The organism is Microbispora sp. CA-102843 (assembly GCF_050936215.1).
Taxonomy (GTDB): Bacteria; Actinomycetota; Actinomycetes; order Streptosporangiales; family Streptosporangiaceae; genus Microbispora.
On record NZ_JBNJNF010000001.1, the window covers coordinates 9,438,449 to 9,459,641 of the forward strand.

Genomic DNA, 21,193 nt, shown 5'->3' on the forward strand with positions numbered 1-21,193 from the left:
GAATTCACGTGTCGCCGCCGACTGTTCGCCGCGAGGGTCTTACGCTCTGCGGCAAAGAACGCTGGTGAGCCGGTTCAGAGATACGTGTGCAGTGGCGGCACATGCGGTCGGTCTGGCCTGTGGATTCGCGGGGACCTATTCGGACGATCCGATGTCCGTAATTCCGTCCACCGCGGTCCGCCTGTCCGTATTCCCGTTCGCCGGGATTATTTCTGGCCTTAATTCCGCCTACCGCGATCCCCATCTGTCCGCAACCCCAACCATCAGGGCTTATGCCGTACGGCTGACACGTCTGTAAGTTATTCAACTATCGAGAATCCCGAGGTGAGAAGGCCGGCCGAGCGGAGCGGCGAATAGACCGATCGGCGCGGCGCGCAATTCGCTCACTACGTCAAGTAAACGTTTATGGTCCCACTTGTCTAGACTCCAGAGGCACCCCTATACTCCCCATGGGACAAATGGACTGTCCGAATTCCTTGCGCGTAAATTCTTGTCAGCCGATGCTGGGCTTCGGCGTCACCAGAACGACTTCTTTCGCCCTGGCCCGGTGAGTTGCGCGCCGCATTTCCGGGCGGCCGCTCAGCTCCCGGCAGGGAGTTCGATGGGAAGGGGCAGAGGGTGGCAGCAGAAACAGGTTTCCGAGGCACGCTCCCGTCCGAATACTTCCAGCCGGTCTCCTGGCAGATGGGGAAGTTCCCCGCATACGCCACGTTGCTGGTCCTGGCCGTCGCGTTCGGGTCCACGTATTCCGGTCCACTCGAGACTCTCGTCAAAGGACTCGCCCTCGTCGTGGGCGCACTTCAATTCATCGGTGTCTTCGGCCTGATGCACGAGGCCGCCCACGGGCACCTGGCGCGGAGCGGTAAGGGCAACAGGCTCATCGGTGAGGCGCTGTCCGTCATCGTCGGGACGTCCTATACGGGTTATCGGATCGCCCACCTGACCCACCACGCGAGATTCCGGACCGAGCGCGATCCCCAGGAGGTCATCTACCCCCGCCGGCCGAAGCCGGTCACGATCGCGCTGCTGGCGGTGGCCGCTGTGATTGGGGCGCCGGTCTTCCTGCTGGTGCGGGCGCCGTACATCGCGCTGCGGAAGCGGGGGGTGGTGCGGGCACTGCGGGGGCCGGTCGCGGCGGTGACCCTGTACGGCGGGCTGGGTTTCGTGCTGCCACCCGTGCAGTGGCACTTCCTGCTGTGGACCATCCTCGCCGGGTGGGTGCTCGGCAGCATGAACGACATCGTCTACCACCAGGGCCTGGTGGACGAGGACAGTCTGCAGGCCAGCACCTCCTTCGATTGCGACATCTTCGGGCAGGCGTTCCTCAGCGGCGCGAATCGCCACGCTGAGCACCATCTCTATCCGGCGGTGCCCGGCCCGCGGCTGGTCGCGGTCTCGAAGGTGCTGCGCAGCGAGCTGCAGTCCCTGGGAGTCCCCTACGAGCGTGGGTTCACGCTCGCCTTCATCCGGCGGCTGACCACCAACCCCGTCTTCCTGCCCAAGCCGCGGCAGGAAGAGCTGACCGAGGCAGGTAAATGATCGAGACGCCCCCGCCGCCCCGAATGATCCCCGCCAAGCTGAGTGTCCTGGGAACCGGCATCTCGTTACCGGGCAAGCCCCGTTCCAACGACGACATGGTCGGGTTCATGGCCCTGCGTGCCGACAAGCACCGGTCCGAGTTCGTGGGAACGCTGGCGAACCAGCTGGGCATCTATCAGCGCTATTTGTCTCGTGACCTCGTCAAGCCTCGTGAACTGCCACGCGACGGCGACACGAATCCGGAGCTGTGTGAGCGGGCGATCCGCGCCGCGCTGAACGCTGCCGGCCGCACGGTCGCCGACATCGACCTCCTGATCGGGCATACGACCTCGCCGCACACATTGCTGCCCCCGAACATCGCGTGGGTCGCCGACCGTCTCGGCTACCCAGGCCAGTACATGGAGCTGAGGCAGGCGTGCACGGGCTTCGCAAACGCGCTCATGATCGCCAGCTCGATGTTGACGTCGATGGCGGCCGACTGCGTGTGCATCGTCGGCAGCGAGACCGGTTCGACCCTCTTCGACGTCGAGGACGCGATCTCTGACCGCGGGCAGCTCGTCAACGTCGCGCAGATGGGTGACGGGGCGGGTGCGGTGATCCTGTCCCGGCATGGCGAAGGCAACGGGGCCTACCTCCACAACGTCTACTTCGGCACACGGGGCCTCGGGAGACCTTCGGGCTTCAGCCTTGTCGCCGGAGGATCGTCGCAGCCGTCCCACACCGTCGCCGACTCGGCGGAGAGGCACGGTTTCATCAACGATTACACGTTGACGCGCGAGCACGGCCTGGAGCTGTTCAGCGCCGGTTTCGAGGCTCTCAAGTCGGTCGGGCTGGGCACCGGGGAGGTGACCCGGTATCTCGCGCACCAGACCAACGGGCGGCTGGCCCAGATATTGGCTCCGATCCTGGGTGTCGCGGAGGAGAAGTTCCACAACTGCGCGGCCGATTACGGCAACACCGGCTCGGCCTCGACCTGGATCGGCCTGCACAGCGTGCGCGAGCAGCGGTTGTTGCGCCCGGGTGAGGTGCTCGGCGTTCTCGGGGCGGAGGCCACGAAGTTCATGTACGGCGGATTCGCCTATGTCGAGGGCGTACGGCAGGCTCGACCGGCCGAGGCGGTGGTCTGATGCGTTTGAGCCTGATGTTCTTCTCCGGCGCCCTCGCGGACAAGGCCGGCGACCAGTATCAGACGATTCTCGAGCTCGCCGAGTTCGCCGATCAGCAGGGCTTCTGCGGCATCTGGCTGCCGGAGCGTCATTTCTCGAGCTTCGGCGCTCCCTTCCCGAATCCCCTGCTGCTGCTCGCCGCCGTCGCGGCGCGTACCGACCGGCTCACGCTTCGATCCGGCAGCCTGGTCGCGACGCTCCACGACCCCTTGAGAATGGCCGAAGAGCTGGCGGTGCTCGACAATCTCTGCGGGGGCCGTCTGGAGGCCGGTTTTGCCTCCGGCTGGTTGCCGAGTGACTTCGCCTTCTTCCCCGAGCGCTACGAGAGACGGCACGCGCTGCTCTTCGAGCTGATCGACCAGGTGCAGTCCCTCTGGCAGGGCGGCCTGCACGACGCCCGTTCGGGGACCGGCGAAGCGATCCACGTGCGGACGCTGCCGCGTCCGGTGCAGCGGGACCTGCCGGTCTGGATCGCGGCGGCGCAGAGCACCGAGACGATCCGCAGCGCGGGCCGCCGGGGAGAGGGCGTACTGACCCACGTCCTGGACGGCAACCTCCAGAAGCTGGAGGAGAACATCGCGGCCTACCGCGAGGAATTCGAGAAGGCCGGCCGCGACCCGGCCGACGGACGCGTCGCGGTCATGCTCCACACCTTCGTCGGGCCCGACAGGGACGAAGTGATCGAAACCGTCCGCGATCCCTATTGTGAATACCTCAAGACGATGGCGCCCCTGGCCAGGGGATTGGCCACCGCGAGGAAGCGAGGGCTCGATCTCAACCGGTTGAACGCCGGCTATGTCGACCAGTTCGCGCGCATCCACTTCGAGCGGGCCCTGGACGGCCGGTCGCTGATCGGGACGCCGCAGAACGCCCTCGACACGCTCAAAATCATGCAAGACATCGGGGTCGACGAGGTTGCGTGTCTGGTGGACTTCGGCCTGCGCGGCGAGCAGGTCCGCCGGCAGCTGCCATATCTCAGTGACGTCAACGACCACGTCGGACGCGAGGCGGGACAGGGGGACGCGCCATGACCACGGGATCACAGCAATTCGGCGTCGACGAGGTCGAGGACTCGCCGCGGATCCTCACGCTGCACTGGGAGAAGACGGGCGCCTTCGAGCCCCGGTACGGCGCGGCGGAGACGTCCTGGGTCGTACAGTCGTGGGGCCCCAGTCGGTGCGCCGACGAGTTCTCCTCGGTCCTTCGGGCCGGTGACCCTCAGGTCAGTGTGATTCGCGAGGACGTCTCCGCCGCGTCTGCGGGCGCTTCGCCCGTGCCCGGTGACGACGGACGCGAGCAGCGGTACGTCTTTTTCATCGACGAGACGCCGCCGTTGGCCGATCTCGATCTCACCGGCAAACGGGCCTGGGCGTGGGCACACGCCGTCGTGCGCGCGTGCCAGCACGTGGCGTCCCGGCCGGGAGCCCGCCTGTGGATCGTCACGAGAACCGGACTCCACGGCCCGCGACGCGGCGACACCGTCCGGCCCGAGCAGGACTTCGCCTGGGCCCTGGGCCGTTGCCACGCTGCCGAGAGCCCGGACAGCTGGGGCGGCCTCGTGGATGTGAGCGTCGACGACCCGCGCACGGCGAGCGAGATGCTGGCGGCCTACCTGCTCTCCGGCTCCTCCGAGGACGAGGTCCTGCTCCACAACGACGGGCCGTTCGTGGCCCGCCTGACGGCCTCCATGCTGCCGCCGCCGGCCAGCGGTCAGGGGATCTCCATGGAGCGCCTGCACATCGTCAGCGGCGGCGTGATGGGGCTCAGCTTCGAGATCGAGCGCTGCCTCGCCCGCAGCGGGGCCAAGCGACTCCTGATCCTCGGCCGCACTCCCCTCGACGACGACAGGAAGCGGAATCTGCGGCGGCTCCAGAGCATGGGCTGCACCGTGGACTACGAGGTTCTCGATGTGGGCGACCCCGAGCAGGTGCGCCGGCTCACGGCCCGCCTGCGCGGCGAAGCGATCGGCGGCGTCTTCCACCTGGCCTCCCACTGGCGGGCCGGCGGCCGTTCGTGCGTCGCGTCACTCCAGTCCGCGACCCCGGATCAGACCCAGGTGCTGATCGGGGCTAAGGCCAACGGCGCCTTGCTGCTGAGCGAGCTCGCTGAGGAGTTGGAAGCCGAGGCGCTCGTGCTCTTCTCCTCCGCCGCCGCTACGCTCGGCTCCCCCGGGCAGGCCAACTACGCGGCGGCGAACGCCGTACTCGACGGGGTGGCGCGCCGCCTTCACGGCGGACGGGTCCGCCCCGTGAGCATCGCCTGGGGGCCCGTCGGCGAGGTGGGTTTCGGGGCCACGCGCGAGGGGGCGGATCTGCACGAGTCGTGGGAGCGGCTCGGCCTCAGGCGACTGACGGTCGACCAGGTCCTGTCCACGGTGAGCATGGCTCTGTCCCAAGATGAGCCGAACCTCGCCGTGGTTGCGTGGGACGATTCGGCTCTGGCCGCGCTTCCGTGGTTCAGGGAGCGGCCGGTGCTGGAGCCACTCGCAGACGTGGAGCCCGTCGGGCTGTCGCTGGAACACCTGTCGGAGCTTGAGGACGGGCGGCGCCTCGAATTCATCGTCGAGGTGATCCAGGGTCATCTCGCGGCCATGCTGAGCAGGGCGCCCGCGGACGTGGACCCGGACCAGCCGTTGCTGGATATGGGGATCGACTCGCTCATCGCGCTCGAACTGCTCTTCATCGTCGACCGTGAGTTCGCGGTCCGTCTCGAGCTCCACGAGGTCCTGGTCGACACGGACGCCACGCTCATGATGATGGCCGAGAAGTTGGACGAGCGTATTCGCAGCTCGGACCAGCCCATCCTGGAGGGCGGTCGCCGATGAGGGGCGTCGCCGTATCCGGGCTCGGTGTGCTGACGTCGATCGGATCGACCCTGCCCGCCTTCTGGGAAGGCCTGGTCGATCCGTCCCCCCACTTCGCGCCGCCGTCGGGCTGTCCGCAGGTACGGGTGCCCGTGGCGGAGATCCGCTCCACGGACTTCATCTCGGGGTCGATCCTGCCCAAGCCCTCCCTGTGCGATCGGTCCGCCTTGATCGCCGTGGAGGCCGCGCGGAGCGCGCTCGACGACGCCGGCCTCAAGGCCGAGGCCGTAGACCCGGACCGAGTGGCGGTGATCGTCGGTAGTGGTGCGGCGGGCGTCGCGACGATCGAGGAGCAGTATGACCTGCTCTACCGGCAGCGTCGGCGGGTCAGCCCCCTCACCGTGCCGAGGTCGATGAGCAGCGCGTCGGCGAGCTGGATATCCACCGCCTTCGGCTTCCAGGGCCCCTCCTTCGCCGTGTCCAGCGCCTGCGCGTCCGCGACGCACGCCATCGGAATCGCGGCCCGGCTCGTCGAGTCGGGCGTCGTCGACGTCGCCGTGTGCGGCGGCACGGAATCCTGCCTGGTGGAGGGACCCTTGCGCGCGTGGGCCGCCCTCGGAGTGCTGGCCCAGGAAACCTGCCGGCCCTTCGCCTCCGGACGTGCCGGCCTGGTGCTCGCCGAGGGGGCTGGGATGCTGGTCCTCGAATCGGCCGATCACGCGCGCGCCAGGGGCTTCGTCCCCCGGGCCTCGGTGCTCGGCTCCGGCTGGAGCGCGGACGCCGGGCATCTCACGAGGCCCTCCGCCGACGGCATGGCCAAGGCCATGACGAAGGCCCTGCGGGAAGCGGAGCTCCGGCCGGATGACGTCGACTACATCAATGCGCACGGAACGGGCACCAGATCGAACGATCCGACAGAGACCGCCGCGCTCAAGATGGTATTCGGCGCGGATTCCGTCCCTGTCATGTCCTCGACCAAGGGCACCACGGGCCATGCCCTCGGCGCCTCGGGCGGTATCGAGGCGGTCGCCGCCCTGCTCTCGCTGGAGCACGAGGTGGCGCCCCCGACCGCCAACTACGACGAGCCCGACCCGGAATGCGACATCTTCTGCGTGCCGAACGTCGCGCGGGAGCACCCCATGCGCACCGTGATGTCGAATTCGTTCGCCTTCGGAGGCCTAAACGCCTCGGTCATCTTCCAGCGCACCTGATCCGTTCAGAAGCAGGAGGCGATGCAATGTCGGCAACAGGCTCAGCCGCGCCCACAGGCTGGTTCACGCCGGGAGGCGGGGGGCGTGACGTCGCCGTTCTGAGACCGGGTGTTCGGCACCTACGCGCCGGTCGGGCCGCCGGTCTCCATGCCCGAGAGGCATGTGCCCGCCTGGCTGCTTGGCCCGCCACCGGCGACGTCGTCGCTGCCTTCGCGGACGAATATGTCACATCGAGGCGACGCCACGGCGTCCGGGTGCAGGCTCCGGCAGAGAGCAGCCGTGAGAATGTCGGATAATGATCGTCGCGTCAGAACCCGGTTCTTGACGCGAATGGTCATCGCTGTGGTGGCCGCTGGCGCGTTCGTGAGCCTTCATGCCGCCTTCGGCGGCATCACAGTCTCTCGTGTGCTCTTCGCCGGTGTAAGCGTGGCGGCTGTCCTCATGCTGGAGCGTTGGCGCCCCGTTGTCATGTTTTTCCTGCCGCTCATCTTCGTGATTGCCGCCTATGACATACATGGCTTCCTTGTGCCAAGGGCCATCCCCAGGACCGTCCATGTGAGCGAGCTGCGCACCTGGGAGCTCGCGTGGTTCGGCATTGCCACGCCGGCCGGCAAGGTGACGCCGGCGGCTTGGTTCCAGATACACACGTGGCCAGTGCTGGACGTGATCTGCGGCCTGGCCTACCTCGGGTTCTATCCGATGTTTCTCGCATTTGCGGCGTGGTGGCGCTTCGGTCAACGCCGGGACGATGCACAGCGGGTGACGTGGGCATTGCTTTGGCTTCATCTCGCGAGCTATATCGTTCACCTGGTCTATCCGACGCCGCCGCCTTGGTATGTTGATCACTACGGTGTTGGCCCCGCCGTTCTCACGGCGCCGGCCGAGGCAGCAGGCGCCGCTCGGTTCGACGAGCTTTTCGGCATCTCCTTGTTCACCAACAGTTACTCGAATGCTGTTAACATCTTCGGCGCCTGTCCGTCGCTACACGTAGGGCTGACGTTCCTAGCCGTCCTGTTCGCTTGGCGCTTCCGTTCGCTGCGTATCGTTGCGACCACGTTTTGGGCATTAGTCGCCCTGGCGTCGGTTTATCTGAATCACCATTATATCGTCGACGGATTGACCGGAATGGCCTTCGCCATCGGTGTGTACTATTTAGTCGGACACAAAATCCACCGGCAGCCAGATCGGCTGCCGAGAAAAGCTCGCCAGGTCCTGGCGAAGTCCGGGTCATAGATATACGGAAGGTCGCCCGCCTCCGCAAGGAACTGTCCGGCCAGGGTTTGGACGCCGGCCCGGACGCAATCGCCTGGCACCTGCGCCGTGCAAACCGCCCAAATGCACCAGGGCTCCGTCCTTCTTTTCGAGTAACACGTCTGATCGGCGGCAGAAGTACCTTAGGTGAGCGGTGTCCAAGGGGGAGTGCTGTACAGCAGCGCATACGGCAACCCCAGTTAACACGAGGACACCCCAATGAGGAGGGGCGGCCGGACCTGGCCGGGGGCGCTGCCGGACCGCCAGTGCTGTTCCTGGTGAAACCTGGCACCAGGCTGAACCCAGTAACTGTCGTATCGGGTCAGTAGGCTGTGCGTCCCGTGTAGCGCCGTGCCGTCTTCCCAGGAGAACCTCGTGCGACTGTTAGCCTCCACTGCCATTCTCGGCCTCATCGCGACTGGCCTGACCGCCGTGCCGGCCCAAGCCTCCTCCTCTCCCAAGTCGCGTACGGCTGGGCCTGGCCAGACGGGAAGGGAAAACTCCGTATCGTGCCGCGCGCAGCCAAGCCGGTCACGATGCACTACGGGATCAGGAGTTTCAATCTGAAGCCTTTGGCCGGAGCTAAAGAGATCCGGCTTGACTACTCCTCGGCCTCCTTCTACCGGACAACGGTCACATGCGATGCCAAGGACAACGCAGGCAAATACGCCGTAAGCGCTAAGGGCCTCGACAAGACCGCATGTGCTCCTCGCGACCTCGCTTTCGTTTTCGCTCTCGGACCCACGCTGGTCCGCATCGTTTATAACGGCACCAAGGCCACCACGATCCATCAGTTCTGGGCCGGTGTCGCGACTGAGAGAGGCAAGGTCGCCTTTGGCACCCTTCGGTACCTCGGAGACGGAACTCCGGGCCCCAGCATCAGCGGCATCGTGACCTTCACCCCGGAGGGCGGTCAGCCGATGAAACTCGGGTACGACTGGATGGCTGGATTCAATCGAATCACTGAGGCATGTAACGCCGACTGGCTCACCGGCGGTGATCCGCGCAAAGCGGACGAGGAGGGCGTGGGCTCAATTGCCTGCAACGCCCGTCAGATGACCGCGGTTCTCAAGCGCCTGAAGCGCCCCGTTCTCGCCAAGATTCACTACTCCCCTCTGGCGGGAAGTATGAACCAGCTATGGGAAGTCAGCCTCGAAGCCCGACGGTCCAGCGAAGCTGATATATCGCCCGCTGAGTCCCCAAGCGCCGGCAGCTCCGTGACGGCAACGTCCACCATCAAAGTCATCTCAGGTCTCCGTCGGCACCGGGTCGAGCCGATCGGGGTGGGGGGCTGGGGCGGTCGCGGTCAGGGCTGACCCGGGCGGGGGCTTGGTGTGGGCTCCGCGTCGTGGCTGCGGTTCACGTCCAGACCTCCAGCGGCTCGTCGATCGTCTCACCATCGAGGAAGCAGGTCAGCAGGTGGGGAAGCCGGCGGGGATAGAACTGGTCGGTGCTGGTGACCACCTCGGTGATCGGCCACCAGCGGAAGCCGAAGTAGTCCTCTTTCTCGTAGTCCAGCCGGAAGCGGTCGTCGATGTCGGGTCCCGGCCCGGCCAGCCGGATCTCGACGACGACCTCGTGCTGGAGGTGGCGGACGTCGCGGTGGCGGAACGAGCCGTCGCGGGTCCAATTCGGCGCCCCGATCTGTTCCTCCTCGATCGTGATGCCTGTCTCCTCGCGTAGTTCGCGTAGGGCGGCTTGGCGGTGGTTCTCGCCGGGATCGATGCCGCCACCGGGCAGTTCCCACCACTGGCCGAGTTCTGGAGCGGTGATCTCGCGGGTGTGAAACAGCAGGATCCGATCGAGAGCGTCTCGTACGACCAGCCGCACGACGTCGCGCTCCACGATGGGCAGATCCCGCGGCAGTCGGGTCATCGAGTATCCCCTCCTCGATTCGAGTCTGATAGCGCGCGGGCGGCGCCGACTGGGACCGGCCGAAGAGCCGCACGCCCGGCCGGCTGGCCGACCAGCGCGCGTCGCGAGCCGCCGTAGGGCCGCATGAGCCGCCTTCCTCGGGAGGTGGTTCGCAAAGCAGCAAGCCAGTCGCTGTGAGTGTGCCTCGCGGTGTGGGCGCTCGCTTCGCTGCGCAGCATCGTTCTTCCCTAATTGGGCTTCTCCGCCAACTCCTGTAGACGCTCGTGGCTGTCCCTAGTGCTTGACCCGAGAGAAGCAAGATCATTCCGTACATATCCCGCGGGCAGCGGCCGAGGGCTGCTCAGGGTGGCGTACGGCTGCGCACGACTGAAACATCAACGGCGTCTGAACCGGGCGAACCCGCTGGTCAGACGCCGTTTTGGCTGGTTGAGCGGAGAGCGTGGGATTCGAACCCACGAGACCGGTCACCCGGCCTAGCGGTTTTCAAGACCGCTGCGGCTATCCCGTCCGCACCGGTCCTGACCTGGGCCTCAGCTTGAAGTGAAGGCGTGACGAAGGAAGATCATCCCGCGCATATCCCGCGCCTCGGATGGAGAGCGTTCGACAGTGGAGCCCTCCACAATCGATGCCGAGTGCCGCAGCGCGGCTACCGGGCCCCTCGGCCGACAGATGTGTCGGCCTGATCACCGTGGTCTGCTCGGCCACGTCGATCTCGGAGGCGGTCGTCTTCCACGAGCCGAAGTAGCCGTAGGGACGGTCGAACTCATCCCGCACCTTCGCTGCGGCCTCTTCCTCGCTGATGGCGCGCACAAAACGTTCGGCCACCTGGACTCGCGTGACCACGACCTTGTAGCGCATGTACGTCTCCCTGATCTCCCGCATCACCAGCTTGGCCCCGGTAGGTCTAGGTCGCTTGCCAAGGCGCCTCATGGCACGTGCGGTGGCGTCCGGGGGAGGGCCGTCGGGAGCGAGGTGCTCTTGCCTCGTTCGACTGCAGGGCCGTTCGTCCCCAAGCCATTCGGTCTCGAGCGCGGGCTCCGACTCGTACGGACCATGATCGAGGTAGTGCCTGCCCGCCTCGGTGATGGTGGCTGTCCAGATACCCGGCGACTCGACCCCACCTCTCGGCGAAGCAATCATCCTGTTGGGTCCCGAGATCCTGGCCACGTGCGCGTGAAAGGTGACGGGATTCGTTGACGTGTGGACGTTCACCCTGGTTCGCAGGGTTTAGGCGACGTCCGCTTACTGTAATCCGACGCTCAGCGGGCTGTAGGGCCACCGGAGGTGAGATCGGTTTTATCCCCGGATACAGGTATAAATTGGGGTTCTAGCTCCTTCCACCTTGCATGGGCCCTCTTCGAAGCCTCGGCCATCGATACGATAGGCGGAAAATAATCCGCTTCAAAGATGTCAATCACTCGCGAATGCGCCGGAGCAGGATTCACAGAAGACACATACACCTCCCTCCCCCCGAGCTCCAAACCGGCCTTCTTTTCCACTAGGCGTTGAGCTATCCGCGCAACCGCCGTCATGCTGGCGGAGACTTTTCCGCGAAAACCCATGTTTCTAACGTTTTCAGAGAGCTCACGATATAGGGGATTTTCGGCTAGCTCTAGGAATAGCTCTACTAGTCTAGGAGGCGAGGTTGAGGTGCAAACCACGGCGCCTACACGGTGAGGCTTGTATGTAGATAGGACTTGCTCAATTGTGATCAGATTTCCTCGCGCTTCTACTGACCGAGACGATTCAAGCAGGATGCGAACGGCAGCGCGCATTGCACTGATGTTGATGTCCACCTGCAAGCCATACCGCATTCCGCAAATCAACTTCTCTAGGTTGGAGGCGAGGCCCATCAGTGCCGCAATAGCAACTTCCGAAGTGCCCGATCCCTTCCTCCACGTCATGGTCAGCAACTCATCCAAAACTATTTGTTGCTCGTCTGCTATCGGGCGGAGAATTCTCACTGCCGCAGCATGTGACGCAGTGCGACCCACTTCTACTACGCGACGTCCAAATACGGCGGGAAGGCGGGGAACTGCATTCATGTACCGCTTTGCATCGACAGCAATATCAATGGCCCCTAGCCTAATAACTTCTTCTAGTAAAAACACAAGAACTGAAGCGTCGGCGCGCGCAATGACCTGATTAGGCTCTCGAAACTGGCGAAACACGGCAAGGTTGGGGGCGAGTACCCGGCCGTATCGCACTTCGGTGGCTTGCGCACCTATCCGATCGAAGCTAACTGCATGTTCCTTTTGGTCCGCAGCGACCAGGTGAGAGGGGATATCGAGATATCGCTGTGCAACCCAAATTAGGTCGTTTTGAGCAAGCATGTGGGCTACTGCCCGTCCATCAAATACTTCCAGACTTACACCGTGCGCCTCCCGGGCATGCTTTTGCAGGCGATGCCGAATAGCGACCGAGATCTCCTGTACAGCAAAAAAAGCCACTCTCGCTACAGGCTCGCCTTGCCCACAAATCGCTTTCAAATCCGCGCGGATCTTGGTCTCCAATCCGGTACGCTGTACCGAGACGGCAACCACGAGAGGTTCGCTCGTCGCACGCGCCACGAAACCCTCCGTTCCAGGCTGCTCCTGCGGGAGGCTCGTGTGGTAGGACTCGGCGTCCCTGCCCTGATCGCCACCGGCGCTTACTGGTCCGGTTGCCGGCAACAGGTTGCTGCTCAGGCGTCGTTCCGCGACGCGGAAGCTGATCTCCTCGAACGTGTGATGCTCATTGTGAGCCGTGAGGTGCTCCAGTTGGAAGCGGATGTAGCGCTCAATCTCAGTCGGCATGGCCACCAGACGATTGTCCATCAACGCCAACGTTCCTCAGCGCAATTGCCCACAGTTCACGCGCTCGAACCGCAAACCGTCGTCAGATCAGCAGTCGGAAGGCGTGAGCCAGTAGGCCAAGGCAGGGGTCGGCGGGGGAGGCTGCGACCGTCCGCTTTTCAGGCGGAACAATCGCCCTGCTCCCCCGATCCGTCCCGAGGTCGGGGGTGCTGCTCGGATGTCGGTGCGCGCTCGTGGTGGCCGACGTTGTCGTCACCGTTGTCGTCACCTCAGCCGTGGCGCTCAAGAATCTCGATGGCTTGCAGTACGTCAGTAACCGCATGGTCGGCCTCGTGGTCGACTCCAGGCCAGATTCCTCGGTCGATCCAGATCGTTCGGAGGCCCGCGGCCCGTCCGCCGGCTATGTCAGCGGTCAGGTTGTCACCGATCATCCATCCGCCCTCGGCGAGAGCCACGCCGCAACGCTTGGCCGCGATCTCGAACAGGCCGACGTCGGGTTTACGGATGCCCTCGAGCCCCGACAACGCATAGGCGTCGACGACCTCGGCCAATCCGGTCTGTCGGATCTTGCCAAGCTGGTTGTCCGCCGTACCGTTCGTGACGATCGCCACGCGCCATCCTGAGGCGCGTAGTACTCCAGCCGTAGATGGCGATCTTGCGTGTGGGCTGGTGGCACAGATGGGGACGGCCACCGCGATCATCGAGTGTTGTGCTGACAATCAAAGATCGGGCGGTGGCCGCTGGCGATAGCGTAGCGGCCTCGCGGTGGCAGGCGATGTTCGATGAGCTCACCGACCGCATCGGCGGCAGGTTCTCCCGGGTGGAGCCGCGGCGGCGGGTCCGAGCCCTGCTGGGCGGGCTGCTGGCGGAGTTACCGCGAAAGAACTGCTGGACGCTGGCCGAACACGCCGGGGACCGTACACCGGACGGGATGCAGCACCTGCTGTCACGGGCGGTATGGGACGCCGACGCCGTCCGCGACGACCTGCGCGGTTATGTGGTGGAGCACCTCGGGCAGGACGGAGCGGTGCTGGTGGTGGACGAGACCGGCGACCTGAAGAAGGGCACCGGCACGGTCGGCGTGCAGCGCCAGTACACCGGCACCGCCGGACGGATCGAAAACAGCCAGGTCGCGGTCTTCCTGACTTACTCCACCCCGGCCGGGCACGCGTTCATCGACCGGGAACTGTACCCGCCTCAGGCGTGGACCGGCGACGCCGACAGGTGCGGGCGGGCGGGAGTACCGCAGGACCGCCAGTTCGCCACCAAGGGCGAACTGGCCACCCGGATGGTCGCCCGCGCTCTGGACGCCGGCTTCCAAGCGAGGTGGGTGGCCGGCGATGAGGTGTACGGCCAAAGCCCGCACCTGCGCGCGGAACTGGAAGCCCGAAAGGTCGGGTACGTGCTCGCGGTCGCCTCCAGCCACCGGGTGACCACCGGAGGGGGAGCCTGCCGAGCCGACCAGGTGATCTTCTCGGTGACGCAGGCCTCCTGGCAGCGGCTGTCGGCCGGACAGGGCGCCAAGGGGCACCGCTACTACGACTGGGCCGTCGTCGAGATCGACCGCGAGCGGCCAGGCCGGCACTGGTTGCTGATCCGGCGGAACCGGCGCACCAGTGAGCTGGCCTTCTACCGCTGCTACGCCCCCGTCCCGGTCCCGCTGGCGGTCCTGGTCATGGTCGCGGGCCGTCGCTGGACCATCGAGGAGTCCTTCCAGACCGGCAAGGGCCTGACCGGCCTGGACGAGCATCAAGTCCGCCGGTGGACGTCCTGGTACCGGTGGACGTCCTGGTACCGGTGGACCACCCTGGCAATGCTCGCCCACGCCTTCCTGGTCGCGGTCACCGCCCACCAACGAGCCGACCACCCGGCCGAACCCGAGCTGGTGCCACTGACGCTCTGCGAGACCCGGCGCCTACTCGTCCGGCTGCTCATCCAGACCGCCCACAGCATGACCGACCTACTCCGCTGGTCCCGCTGGCGGCGACGCCATCAAGCCCGCGCCCAAGCCAGCCATTACCGGCGGCAAGCTCTTTACGAGCCCTGATCAGGAACTACGGCTGGAGTAGTAGCCGGGCCAAGTCGTTCAGCACTTCAGGCCGACAGCGCACAAGGTACGGCATCCGCCGCCGGTATCGACCCCACAACTCCTCAACGGAGTCAGGAAGAGCGAAGTGCTCGCGGACCTTGCTGAAGAACACCTCTCGGTGAGGGTAGCCAGCCCGATCCAACGCGATCAGCCAGCCAACCGCTTCGGCCCCCAGGCTGCGCTCGTTGGAGAACTCCTCCACCCACGCCCGGAACGCCCCATCAAGATCTATGAGCGTGTTGTCCAGGTCGAAGAGCGCGAGTCGCTGCACGGTGGGATCCTACGAGGGCCACGCCCCTCCCCTGCCCCAAAGGGGCAAGATTTGTGATAGCCACCAGAGCGCCCTTGGAAGAAGAAGCGATCCTTCCGCATCCGACTTAGAACCTGCACAAGCTGGGACGACGGCCTTACAACGCGTGACCATGCCGGGCTCTGCTCGGCTCTTGAGCTGCTTCTGAGCCTGCCGAACGCGCAGGTATCAGGTATACCTGGGCTCACACGAAGCGGTGACCCGGACATCGCTACGCTCTACTGAGATTGGGATACGTCCGCGTTCAATATATAGGGGCCCATCACTGGAGCACCCATATCTCGCCCCTACCCTGATACTTTCCCGGCAGTAGGCACGTCCTCAGCCACGAGGCGAGGTCCACCAGGATACGTCGTGTCTAATCCGCCGTGCGTCCCTCAGGAACTCTTGCAGCAGCCCACATATGCTCAAACTGCGCCAACCAATACGAGAACCACTTCTCACTCTCGGCTTTGGCTATCACTAAATGCATCCTGCGCGATGTAGTTTCGTTGTGATATCCGTGAAACTCCACGATGACATAGCCGTGACGCAGAGAAGGATCAATCACGATCAAACTAAAGCCAGGATTATAGCCAGCATAGCGATGTTGAAAGTCTCCATTAATAATCCAAGCGCCCATATTGTAGAGCGACTGTGTTATTGTAGACAGCGACGTATGCAGATTTTGAAGCGGATACTCGACAGATCCATCTAACTGTCTAGCAGCCAGGTCAACCTCTTCACTCTTATCCGGATCCAAGACCAATATACGCACACTACCGTCGCGCCTGGAAAGCACATTGGTGCGGATAGCATCGCAGTTCTGTGGACTAAGGAGGTTGATACCGGAGGGGGCATATATCCATACTTCACGCGCACGAGCTACCCTCTGAGAAAAAGGAATGCTATCAAAAGAAGTGCGATCGTGAAGAACGGAGTCTACTATGCTAGCCGCGCTCGGAACGGTTGTTTTATATATAAGAAGTCCAATCCCACCTAGCAGAGCAGCCCAGCGTAGGTTGAGAGGAATGATATCCCCCACAATTGAGGACACAGCAAAGAAGAAGGAGAGTACTATTACAACGTACGCCTCGATATTCTTGCCGGACTTTATATCTCTCCCGATCCTAGCAACAAGGTCCCTCATCCTACCTGCCCGAAGTCATTCGGTCCACCTATCTGCGAGTCGACGTAAAAATTCATCAGCCAACTCGGTGACACTTCGGGCATGCAGATCTTCCCCCTGTCTCCAAATATGGCTTCGATTCAGACGGCCGAACTCATGCACCGTCGGGGGAATGTAGGGTGCAACCCACATCTCATACACGCCTTGCGCAAACTCTCTCCTGGCAAACAGATTCGCCAAATCTGTATCACGCATGCTAGCCCCTATGTAGATCCAGGGAACATTGCCATCCTCTCCGACCAAACGCATGAGGGCGTCTTCTTTAGCCCTAGGGAGACCATTCGCGGTCTGCTCCGCAGATGCGACGCAAGATGTAGGAATTTCAATCGATCCATGGACTTTCAGTAATGGGACTTTCTCGGCATCCCCAGATAGATAGCGATCTAAGTAGGCGGGCGCCCCAATGAACTCTTCCTCAGTAGCGAAGCGCTCGAAGAGGTCTTCATGTTCATGCTCAACGAGCGTGTCGAAGTTAACTTCGACGATAACGAGCCTGCGCTTGCTCGACGCGGCCATTCGCTGTATTGCCTTGATGCCAGGACCGATGGCATGCGGGAGGGACAGAACCCGCGAGTTCAACTTACCGAAATCATCCAGCGTCTCGGGAACGCCAGGTCTGAGCGCTTTCTCGACGCGGACCACCTGCTCAAGAGTCAATCGAGAAGCGAAATCCTCTATAGTCTGCGCCCTCTCATAAGGAGTGAGGAGGTATTCTTGGTTGCTAAGAAAATGTCGGAATTGCTTAGCCAGTTCAAAAGAGTCGCTAGTCTGACTGCCCATAAGCCTTCGGATGGCAACGTCTCGCACGCTATTTCCCAAGGGAAGGCCAGATGAGGCAGAAGAACCCGCACCCAAAAAGAGGACTGTATGAGGGACCGACGTCGCCATTATCCGAGCGACAGCAAAGTCAATCGAATTGTCTGTACGACGTCGAATCATCTCACCATGAAGAAGGGCATAGTGAAAACCGCGCCCATAGGAGCAGTGTAGATCGAAATCTAGGCCGGAGACCCGCACCACAACAATCAACGTCCGTAGCTGGCCGAGACGTAGACCGGGAAGATTCTCGACCAAATATCGCCAGCAGGCTCGTCTGGCAGGTGTATCCATGCCAGAAGCTTCGTCGTAAATCAATAGGGCAATAGAAGACTGTTGCACCCGAAGCGAGAATAAGGCCCGCGCGACCGAAAGGACTTGGCGGTCTCCTTGGCTAGTTACAGTGTTCTTTCCCTCGAATCGGGCATCGACGACCCCGTCACGTGGGGAATAGATCTCCACTGCAGCGTCTCCATAGGGACGCTGGATTCTTAGGGAAGCTTGAGCTGTACCACGAAGCGTGCTGTTGATCGTTCCTGGTATAGGCCCTGCGTATTCGTCGCTAGTCGCATCCAAAACAGAGCCGCGCAGGTACTCAACGGAACCGCGCATGAGCGGCACAATATCTCTGAGATCATCGACTAAAATTGGGACTACTGTTAGCCGATCTTCCCCACTTCTCGCGTCGTGTCCCTCTGCTAGACGCCATAGAAGTTCGAATGGTTGTACTGAGGTAGCCATCATAATTGTTTGGCAGCACGATAGGCAGCTAGTAGGTCGGCGCGGAGCTGTTTCGTATCGCGAGGACGCTCGTGCGCCATGCCATACGAAGCGAACACGTCTATTCGTCTGCGCATTTCCATAACAAGGTCATCGAATCCATGAGCTACCATTGCCTCGTCTGTATCCCGCCGGCGCGCAAGCTCGCTCCCCAGACGAGTAACGACTTGAGACTGCATGTCATCACGTACATAGAGCCTTTCGCTGTCTGAGACGATAAACCTGTCGAAGCGTCGTCTTACCTCTCCGATCGTCCACCCCTTTACTAGTCCCTCTTTACTCCTATCCCTCCTTCCAGATGCGCCAAAAGCGTCGGCGAAGCTGTAAACGGCTGAAAAGAAGGCATCATCGATCAGTTGACGAGCATGATTATCGGTCTTCTTGTATATGGCGCGCTCGGTACATGTTGACCGATTAACTAGAAGGAGGATCAGTGCTCCAGCTGCAGGCAGTTGAAGGGGCTTATCCTCCCCTGCAAGGAGCGCTACTACGCCACTGATACGGTGCCTACCCCAGTCTCTGTAGAGCCTGAGCAAGCGCGCCTCGTGTGCCTGAATTGCATGAGCGGGGAGGAATACAGTCTCACCCATTGCCCGAGAACCCTGACGGAGCAGATCAATTACGCAGCGGCCCTCTGGAGTGATCAGACCGCCATCCTCGCCCAGACGGATCATTAGCTCCACCGGGACCCAGTCGGGGGCGGCTTCAAGAGAAGTTACCGACTTCGCTATTTCCTCCCGCAAGCGATGACCAGTTGCTACTGGATCAAAGAATCGCTTCATGCGGGACAGGTCCCCGTCTATAAGTCCTAGCTTCCCGTAGAGGGAATTCCAATTAGATTCTAGGATACTTGCCAAGCGGTCCGCCTGAGTCCTAGGCAAAGCGTCGGGCAGGCCGAAAGAAGGCATAGCTGCTACGAAAACCTCAGCAAGCTCGTGCTCTATTGACTCGGTCACCCTCGAAACTCCTCAGCGAAATACGCATCTTCAGTATCGAGGGCCGCCGCCCGACGGCTGTGTTCTTCCGAGAGCGAGTCGACTGATGTTCCCCCGGAACTGCCATAATCTTGAGTGACCGGAAGAATGAGAACTGTTTTTTCGGTCGGGTACCTCTCGGAACGCTCCAGTAGCAGACGCCGCAGATCATCGCGGCGGTCATGCGCGACGAAGGCCGCAAACTCGTCAAGTGCTATAAGTCTGTTTCCGGCGCTAGGTGATCCCAACGCCTCAAGTTGGGCGCGCGTATACGCAAAGGCCTGTTCACCACTACTGAACGCGTCGAAAGGCCGAATGCTCTGCTCTCCCGCGGCAGTTCTCCAGAGGATTGCTTGCTGAGTCAGATCCACATTTATCGACTCCGCATCTCGAAACAGGGCAGAGGCGACGGTCGGCTGATTAAACCATCCAGTAAATCGCTCTTCCAGCCATCGAGTGAGCTGTGCTGTGTACTCTCCGTCGCTCACTTTTAAGCCTCGCACTGCGCCGGCTATGTTTCTTAAGCTGGCTATCATTTCTCGAAGGCGAAGCGGGATGTTCTGTAGGTGATTAGAGGCGGCTGAAGACTTTCGCGTTAGCTCAGCTAGATGAGCAGTCTGCGTTTCCTCGTCATCGAGAGGACGTGGGAGAGGTATCGAGGAAGCCCTTAGAAACGCGTATTCGTCTGCCTCGTTAAGTAGAGTCACTGCTCGATTGAGATCTGTTCTAGCGGCAGCCAAGCGATTTGTGCACTCTTGAGCTGCAGTTCGAGCAGCTGTAAGAGCTTCGTTAGCTACTCGGCCTGCCTGAGCAGAAGCTTGTTGATCGAGCTCCAGCCGATCCAGGCTCGTGTCAGCTTCTCGAAGTAGATGAGAGAGTCGATCTGCTAGTTCCTGCGGGTCCTGGCCCTCTAATATGTCGTCCTTCTGCCCGCGCAGAATGGCACGCCGTGTTGACAGCTCGAGAATACGCCCATCGAGACCCTCGAGCTCTTGCCTTATCCTTCGAATATTATCGGATTCCGGTGTTTGTCGTTCGGTCAAATCCGCAACTCGCTTTGCAGCCTGCTCTAACAGGCGTTCCCGTCGTTCCACATCTCTGAGCAACGTAGGGAGATTTTCGATGACTTGGATGCGATTTGTTTCACGTGCTATCTCGTTATCGAGCGAGCGCGTGGCAGTCGAATCCACATCACCCGCTGTTGGCAACAGCTCCATCTGTCTCTGGAGCTGAACCGTGAGCTGATGTACGGAAGTGCTAAGGCCAGTATCTTCATCGGTCAGCGCTATCTGGTCCCCTAGCCCGGCCTCAACCGCTTGAGCGAGCCGCGCTACTAAGTCTGCCAGCAGCCTTTGGAGGAGCGGGGTAGCATCCAAGTCCGCACGACGCCGCATAAGCTGATCTAGAAGGACTTGTCGGCCATGAATGGCCTCTCCTAGATTCTTGGGATAACTCTCCAACCCTGCGGCCGCTAGTGCCTCCGCAAGCCGATCTCTGGCAGCAGTTAAATGCCCTTGATTGCGGTCTGCCGTGCGAATAGCATTTTTGAGCTGACGCTCGGCGTCTTCGCTGGCAGCAGCCCTTACTTCTGCCTCTCGCAGGGAGCCGCTAAGCTCATCACGGTTATCCTCCGCTAGTTCAAGTTCCTGCTCCACCGCGGCAAGCTCCTGGTCAAGCCTCGGAGCAGTTTCCTGCAGAAGCGCAAGACGCTTGCGAAGCCCTGTTGCATCCTCAAGCAGCGTCAATCGGTTACTTATGCTAGCAAGCTTCTCGCTGGCTTCCTGTACTCTCTTATCAGCTTCCTCCTTTTCGGAGATAGCGGATCGAAGCACCGACTCAGATGCCCGTCGAGTAACGCTTTCCACCGATCCAAGAAGATCGATAGCTACCTGTGCGGTGCCATCCTTTTCGAGAAATCGAGCCCAAAGTCGCTCAAGCTTATTGACATAGCTTTCTATCTGCCTCGCGAGCGTCTCCTTCAAGGTGACATCGCCTGCGATGCGATGGACCTCAAGGAGGCTCTGAACATCTGTCAGGCGCGCCCGCATCCCGTCTATTAGGATACAGTCAAAGAAGTTATCATCTACTGCCTCGGGAGTGGCCGCCCAGGTGCGCGAATCAAATCGCCACTCAATGCTAGTGGCGCCGGCGAGGTCTTCCGCTCGAATGCGAGCGCTACCGAGATTAGCGCGTAATGAAGACCAGACAGCGTTCTGATCGAGGAATGGCTGGACACCGGTACAAAGTTCCAGAAGCCGGATGCTAGCGGTTTTGCCCACTCCGTTGTAGCCCTCGATCACACAGATTTTCGGCTCGGGAATGGCGCGGATTACTCGCAATCCGCCCGTAGGTTGGGTGTGAAAGTTAAATCTCATCTCTGGCCATCAGTGCGGCAGCAAGTTCTTGGGGGCGATCT

Annotated in this window: 17 protein-coding genes and 1 tRNA gene; 8 read left to right on the forward strand and 10 right to left on the reverse strand. The window is 62.2% G+C overall.

Going from position 1 to position 21,193, the window contains the following annotated elements; all coding sequences use genetic code 11:
* Window positions 1–618: 618 nt before the first annotated feature.
* The 7 genes from ACQEVJ_RS44040 to ACQEVJ_RS44070 all read left to right on the forward strand — a co-directional run bounded on the left by ACQEVJ_RS44040 (window position 619) and on the right by ACQEVJ_RS44070 (window position 9,286).
* Entirely contained in the window at window positions 619–1,539 is a 921-nt protein-coding gene (locus tag ACQEVJ_RS44040) for a fatty acid desaturase family protein (protein ID WP_433111426.1), read from the forward strand.
* A complete protein-coding gene (locus ACQEVJ_RS44045) occupies window positions 1,536–2,666 on the forward strand; it encodes a 3-oxoacyl-ACP synthase III family protein (protein ID WP_433111429.1) in 1,131 nt (376 codons plus the stop codon). The genes ACQEVJ_RS44040 and ACQEVJ_RS44045 overlap by 4 nt, the downstream gene beginning before the upstream one ends.
* Window positions 2,666–3,736, forward strand: coding sequence for a MupA/Atu3671 family FMN-dependent luciferase-like monooxygenase (locus ACQEVJ_RS44050; RefSeq protein ID WP_433111432.1), 1,071 nt, complete (start codon window positions 2,666–2,668; stop codon window positions 3,734–3,736). The genes ACQEVJ_RS44045 and ACQEVJ_RS44050 overlap by 1 nt, the downstream gene beginning before the upstream one ends.
* Window positions 3,733–5,529, forward strand: a complete 1,797-nt coding sequence (locus ACQEVJ_RS44055; RefSeq protein ID WP_433111435.1) for a beta-ketoacyl reductase — start codon at window positions 3,733–3,735, stop codon at window positions 5,527–5,529. The genes ACQEVJ_RS44050 and ACQEVJ_RS44055 overlap by 4 nt, the downstream gene beginning before the upstream one ends.
* Window positions 5,526–6,719, forward strand: coding sequence for a beta-ketoacyl-[acyl-carrier-protein] synthase family protein (locus ACQEVJ_RS44060; RefSeq protein WP_433111438.1), 1,194 nt, complete (start codon window positions 5,526–5,528; stop codon window positions 6,717–6,719). Before ACQEVJ_RS44055 ends, ACQEVJ_RS44060 begins: the two co-directional genes overlap by 4 nt.
* A 330-nt stretch (window positions 6,720–7,049) precedes the next feature.
* The gene (locus ACQEVJ_RS44065; protein ID WP_433111441.1) at window positions 7,050–7,952 is read left to right on the forward strand and encodes a phosphatase PAP2 family protein; all 903 of its coding nucleotides are present in this window, start codon (window positions 7,050–7,052) and stop codon (window positions 7,950–7,952) included.
* Between the two features lie 527 nt (window positions 7,953–8,479).
* Complete coding sequence (locus tag ACQEVJ_RS44070; protein WP_433111444.1) at window positions 8,480–9,286, forward strand: hypothetical protein; 807 nt, start codon at window positions 8,480–8,482, stop codon at window positions 9,284–9,286.
* Between the two features lie 43 nt (window positions 9,287–9,329).
* Here the strand turns inward: ACQEVJ_RS44070 and ACQEVJ_RS44075 are convergent, their stop codons facing one another.
* From ACQEVJ_RS44075 to ACQEVJ_RS44095, 5 genes are all read right to left on the reverse strand, one after another.
* Complete coding sequence (locus ACQEVJ_RS44075) at window positions 9,330–9,845, reverse strand: NUDIX domain-containing protein (protein ID WP_433111447.1); 516 nt, start codon at window positions 9,843–9,845, stop codon at window positions 9,330–9,332.
* Window positions 9,846–10,279: 434 nt separating this feature from the next.
* A tRNA-Ser gene (locus ACQEVJ_RS44080) sits at window positions 10,280–10,357 on the reverse strand.
* Window positions 10,344–10,703, reverse strand: coding sequence for a hypothetical protein (locus ACQEVJ_RS44085; protein ID WP_433111450.1), 360 nt, complete (start codon window positions 10,701–10,703; stop codon window positions 10,344–10,346). The genes ACQEVJ_RS44080 and ACQEVJ_RS44085 overlap by 14 nt, the downstream gene beginning before the upstream one ends.
* Before the next feature lie 401 nt (window positions 10,704–11,104).
* Complete coding sequence (locus tag ACQEVJ_RS44090) at window positions 11,105–12,661, reverse strand: hypothetical protein (RefSeq protein WP_433111453.1); 1,557 nt, start codon at window positions 12,659–12,661, stop codon at window positions 11,105–11,107.
* A 248-nt stretch (window positions 12,662–12,909) separates the two neighbouring features.
* Window positions 12,910–13,341, reverse strand: coding sequence for an HAD family hydrolase (locus tag ACQEVJ_RS44095; protein ID WP_433111456.1), 432 nt, complete (start codon window positions 13,339–13,341; stop codon window positions 12,910–12,912).
* A gap of 74 nt (window positions 13,342–13,415) precedes the next feature.
* On the opposite strand from ACQEVJ_RS44095, the gene ACQEVJ_RS44100 reads away from it, so the two are divergent.
* Complete coding sequence (locus tag ACQEVJ_RS44100) at window positions 13,416–14,687, forward strand: IS701 family transposase (RefSeq protein ID WP_433111459.1); 1,272 nt, start codon at window positions 13,416–13,418, stop codon at window positions 14,685–14,687.
* Between the two features lie 7 nt (window positions 14,688–14,694).
* Here ACQEVJ_RS44100 and ACQEVJ_RS44105 read toward each other — a convergent pair whose 3' ends face one another.
* The 5 genes from ACQEVJ_RS44105 to ACQEVJ_RS44125 all read right to left on the reverse strand — a co-directional run bounded on the left by ACQEVJ_RS44105 (window position 14,695) and on the right by ACQEVJ_RS44125 (window position 21,077).
* Window positions 14,695–15,000 carry a hypothetical protein gene (locus tag ACQEVJ_RS44105; RefSeq protein WP_433111462.1) on the reverse strand — a complete coding sequence of 102 codons (306 nt, stop codon included), beginning with the start codon at window positions 14,998–15,000 and terminating at the stop codon, window positions 14,695–14,697.
* A 397-nt stretch (window positions 15,001–15,397) separates the two neighbouring features.
* A complete protein-coding gene (locus ACQEVJ_RS44110) occupies window positions 15,398–16,168 on the reverse strand; it encodes a hypothetical protein (RefSeq protein WP_433111465.1) in 771 nt (256 codons plus the stop codon).
* Window positions 16,169–16,183: 15 nt separating this feature from the next.
* Window positions 16,184–17,635 (reverse strand): hypothetical protein, encoded by a 1,452-nt coding sequence (locus ACQEVJ_RS44115; RefSeq protein ID WP_433111468.1) that lies wholly within the window; start codon window positions 17,633–17,635, stop codon window positions 16,184–16,186.
* A gap of 128 nt (window positions 17,636–17,763) precedes the next feature.
* Window positions 17,764–18,759 carry a hypothetical protein gene (locus ACQEVJ_RS44120; protein ID WP_433111471.1) on the reverse strand — a complete coding sequence of 332 codons (996 nt, stop codon included), beginning with the start codon at window positions 18,757–18,759 and terminating at the stop codon, window positions 17,764–17,766.
* Window positions 18,756–21,077: a hypothetical protein gene (locus tag ACQEVJ_RS44125; RefSeq protein ID WP_433111474.1), complete on the reverse strand. Its 2,322-nt coding sequence runs from the start codon at window positions 21,075–21,077 to the stop codon at window positions 18,756–18,758. Before ACQEVJ_RS44125 ends, ACQEVJ_RS44120 begins: the two co-directional genes overlap by 4 nt.
* Window positions 21,078–21,193: the final 116 nt, after the last annotated feature.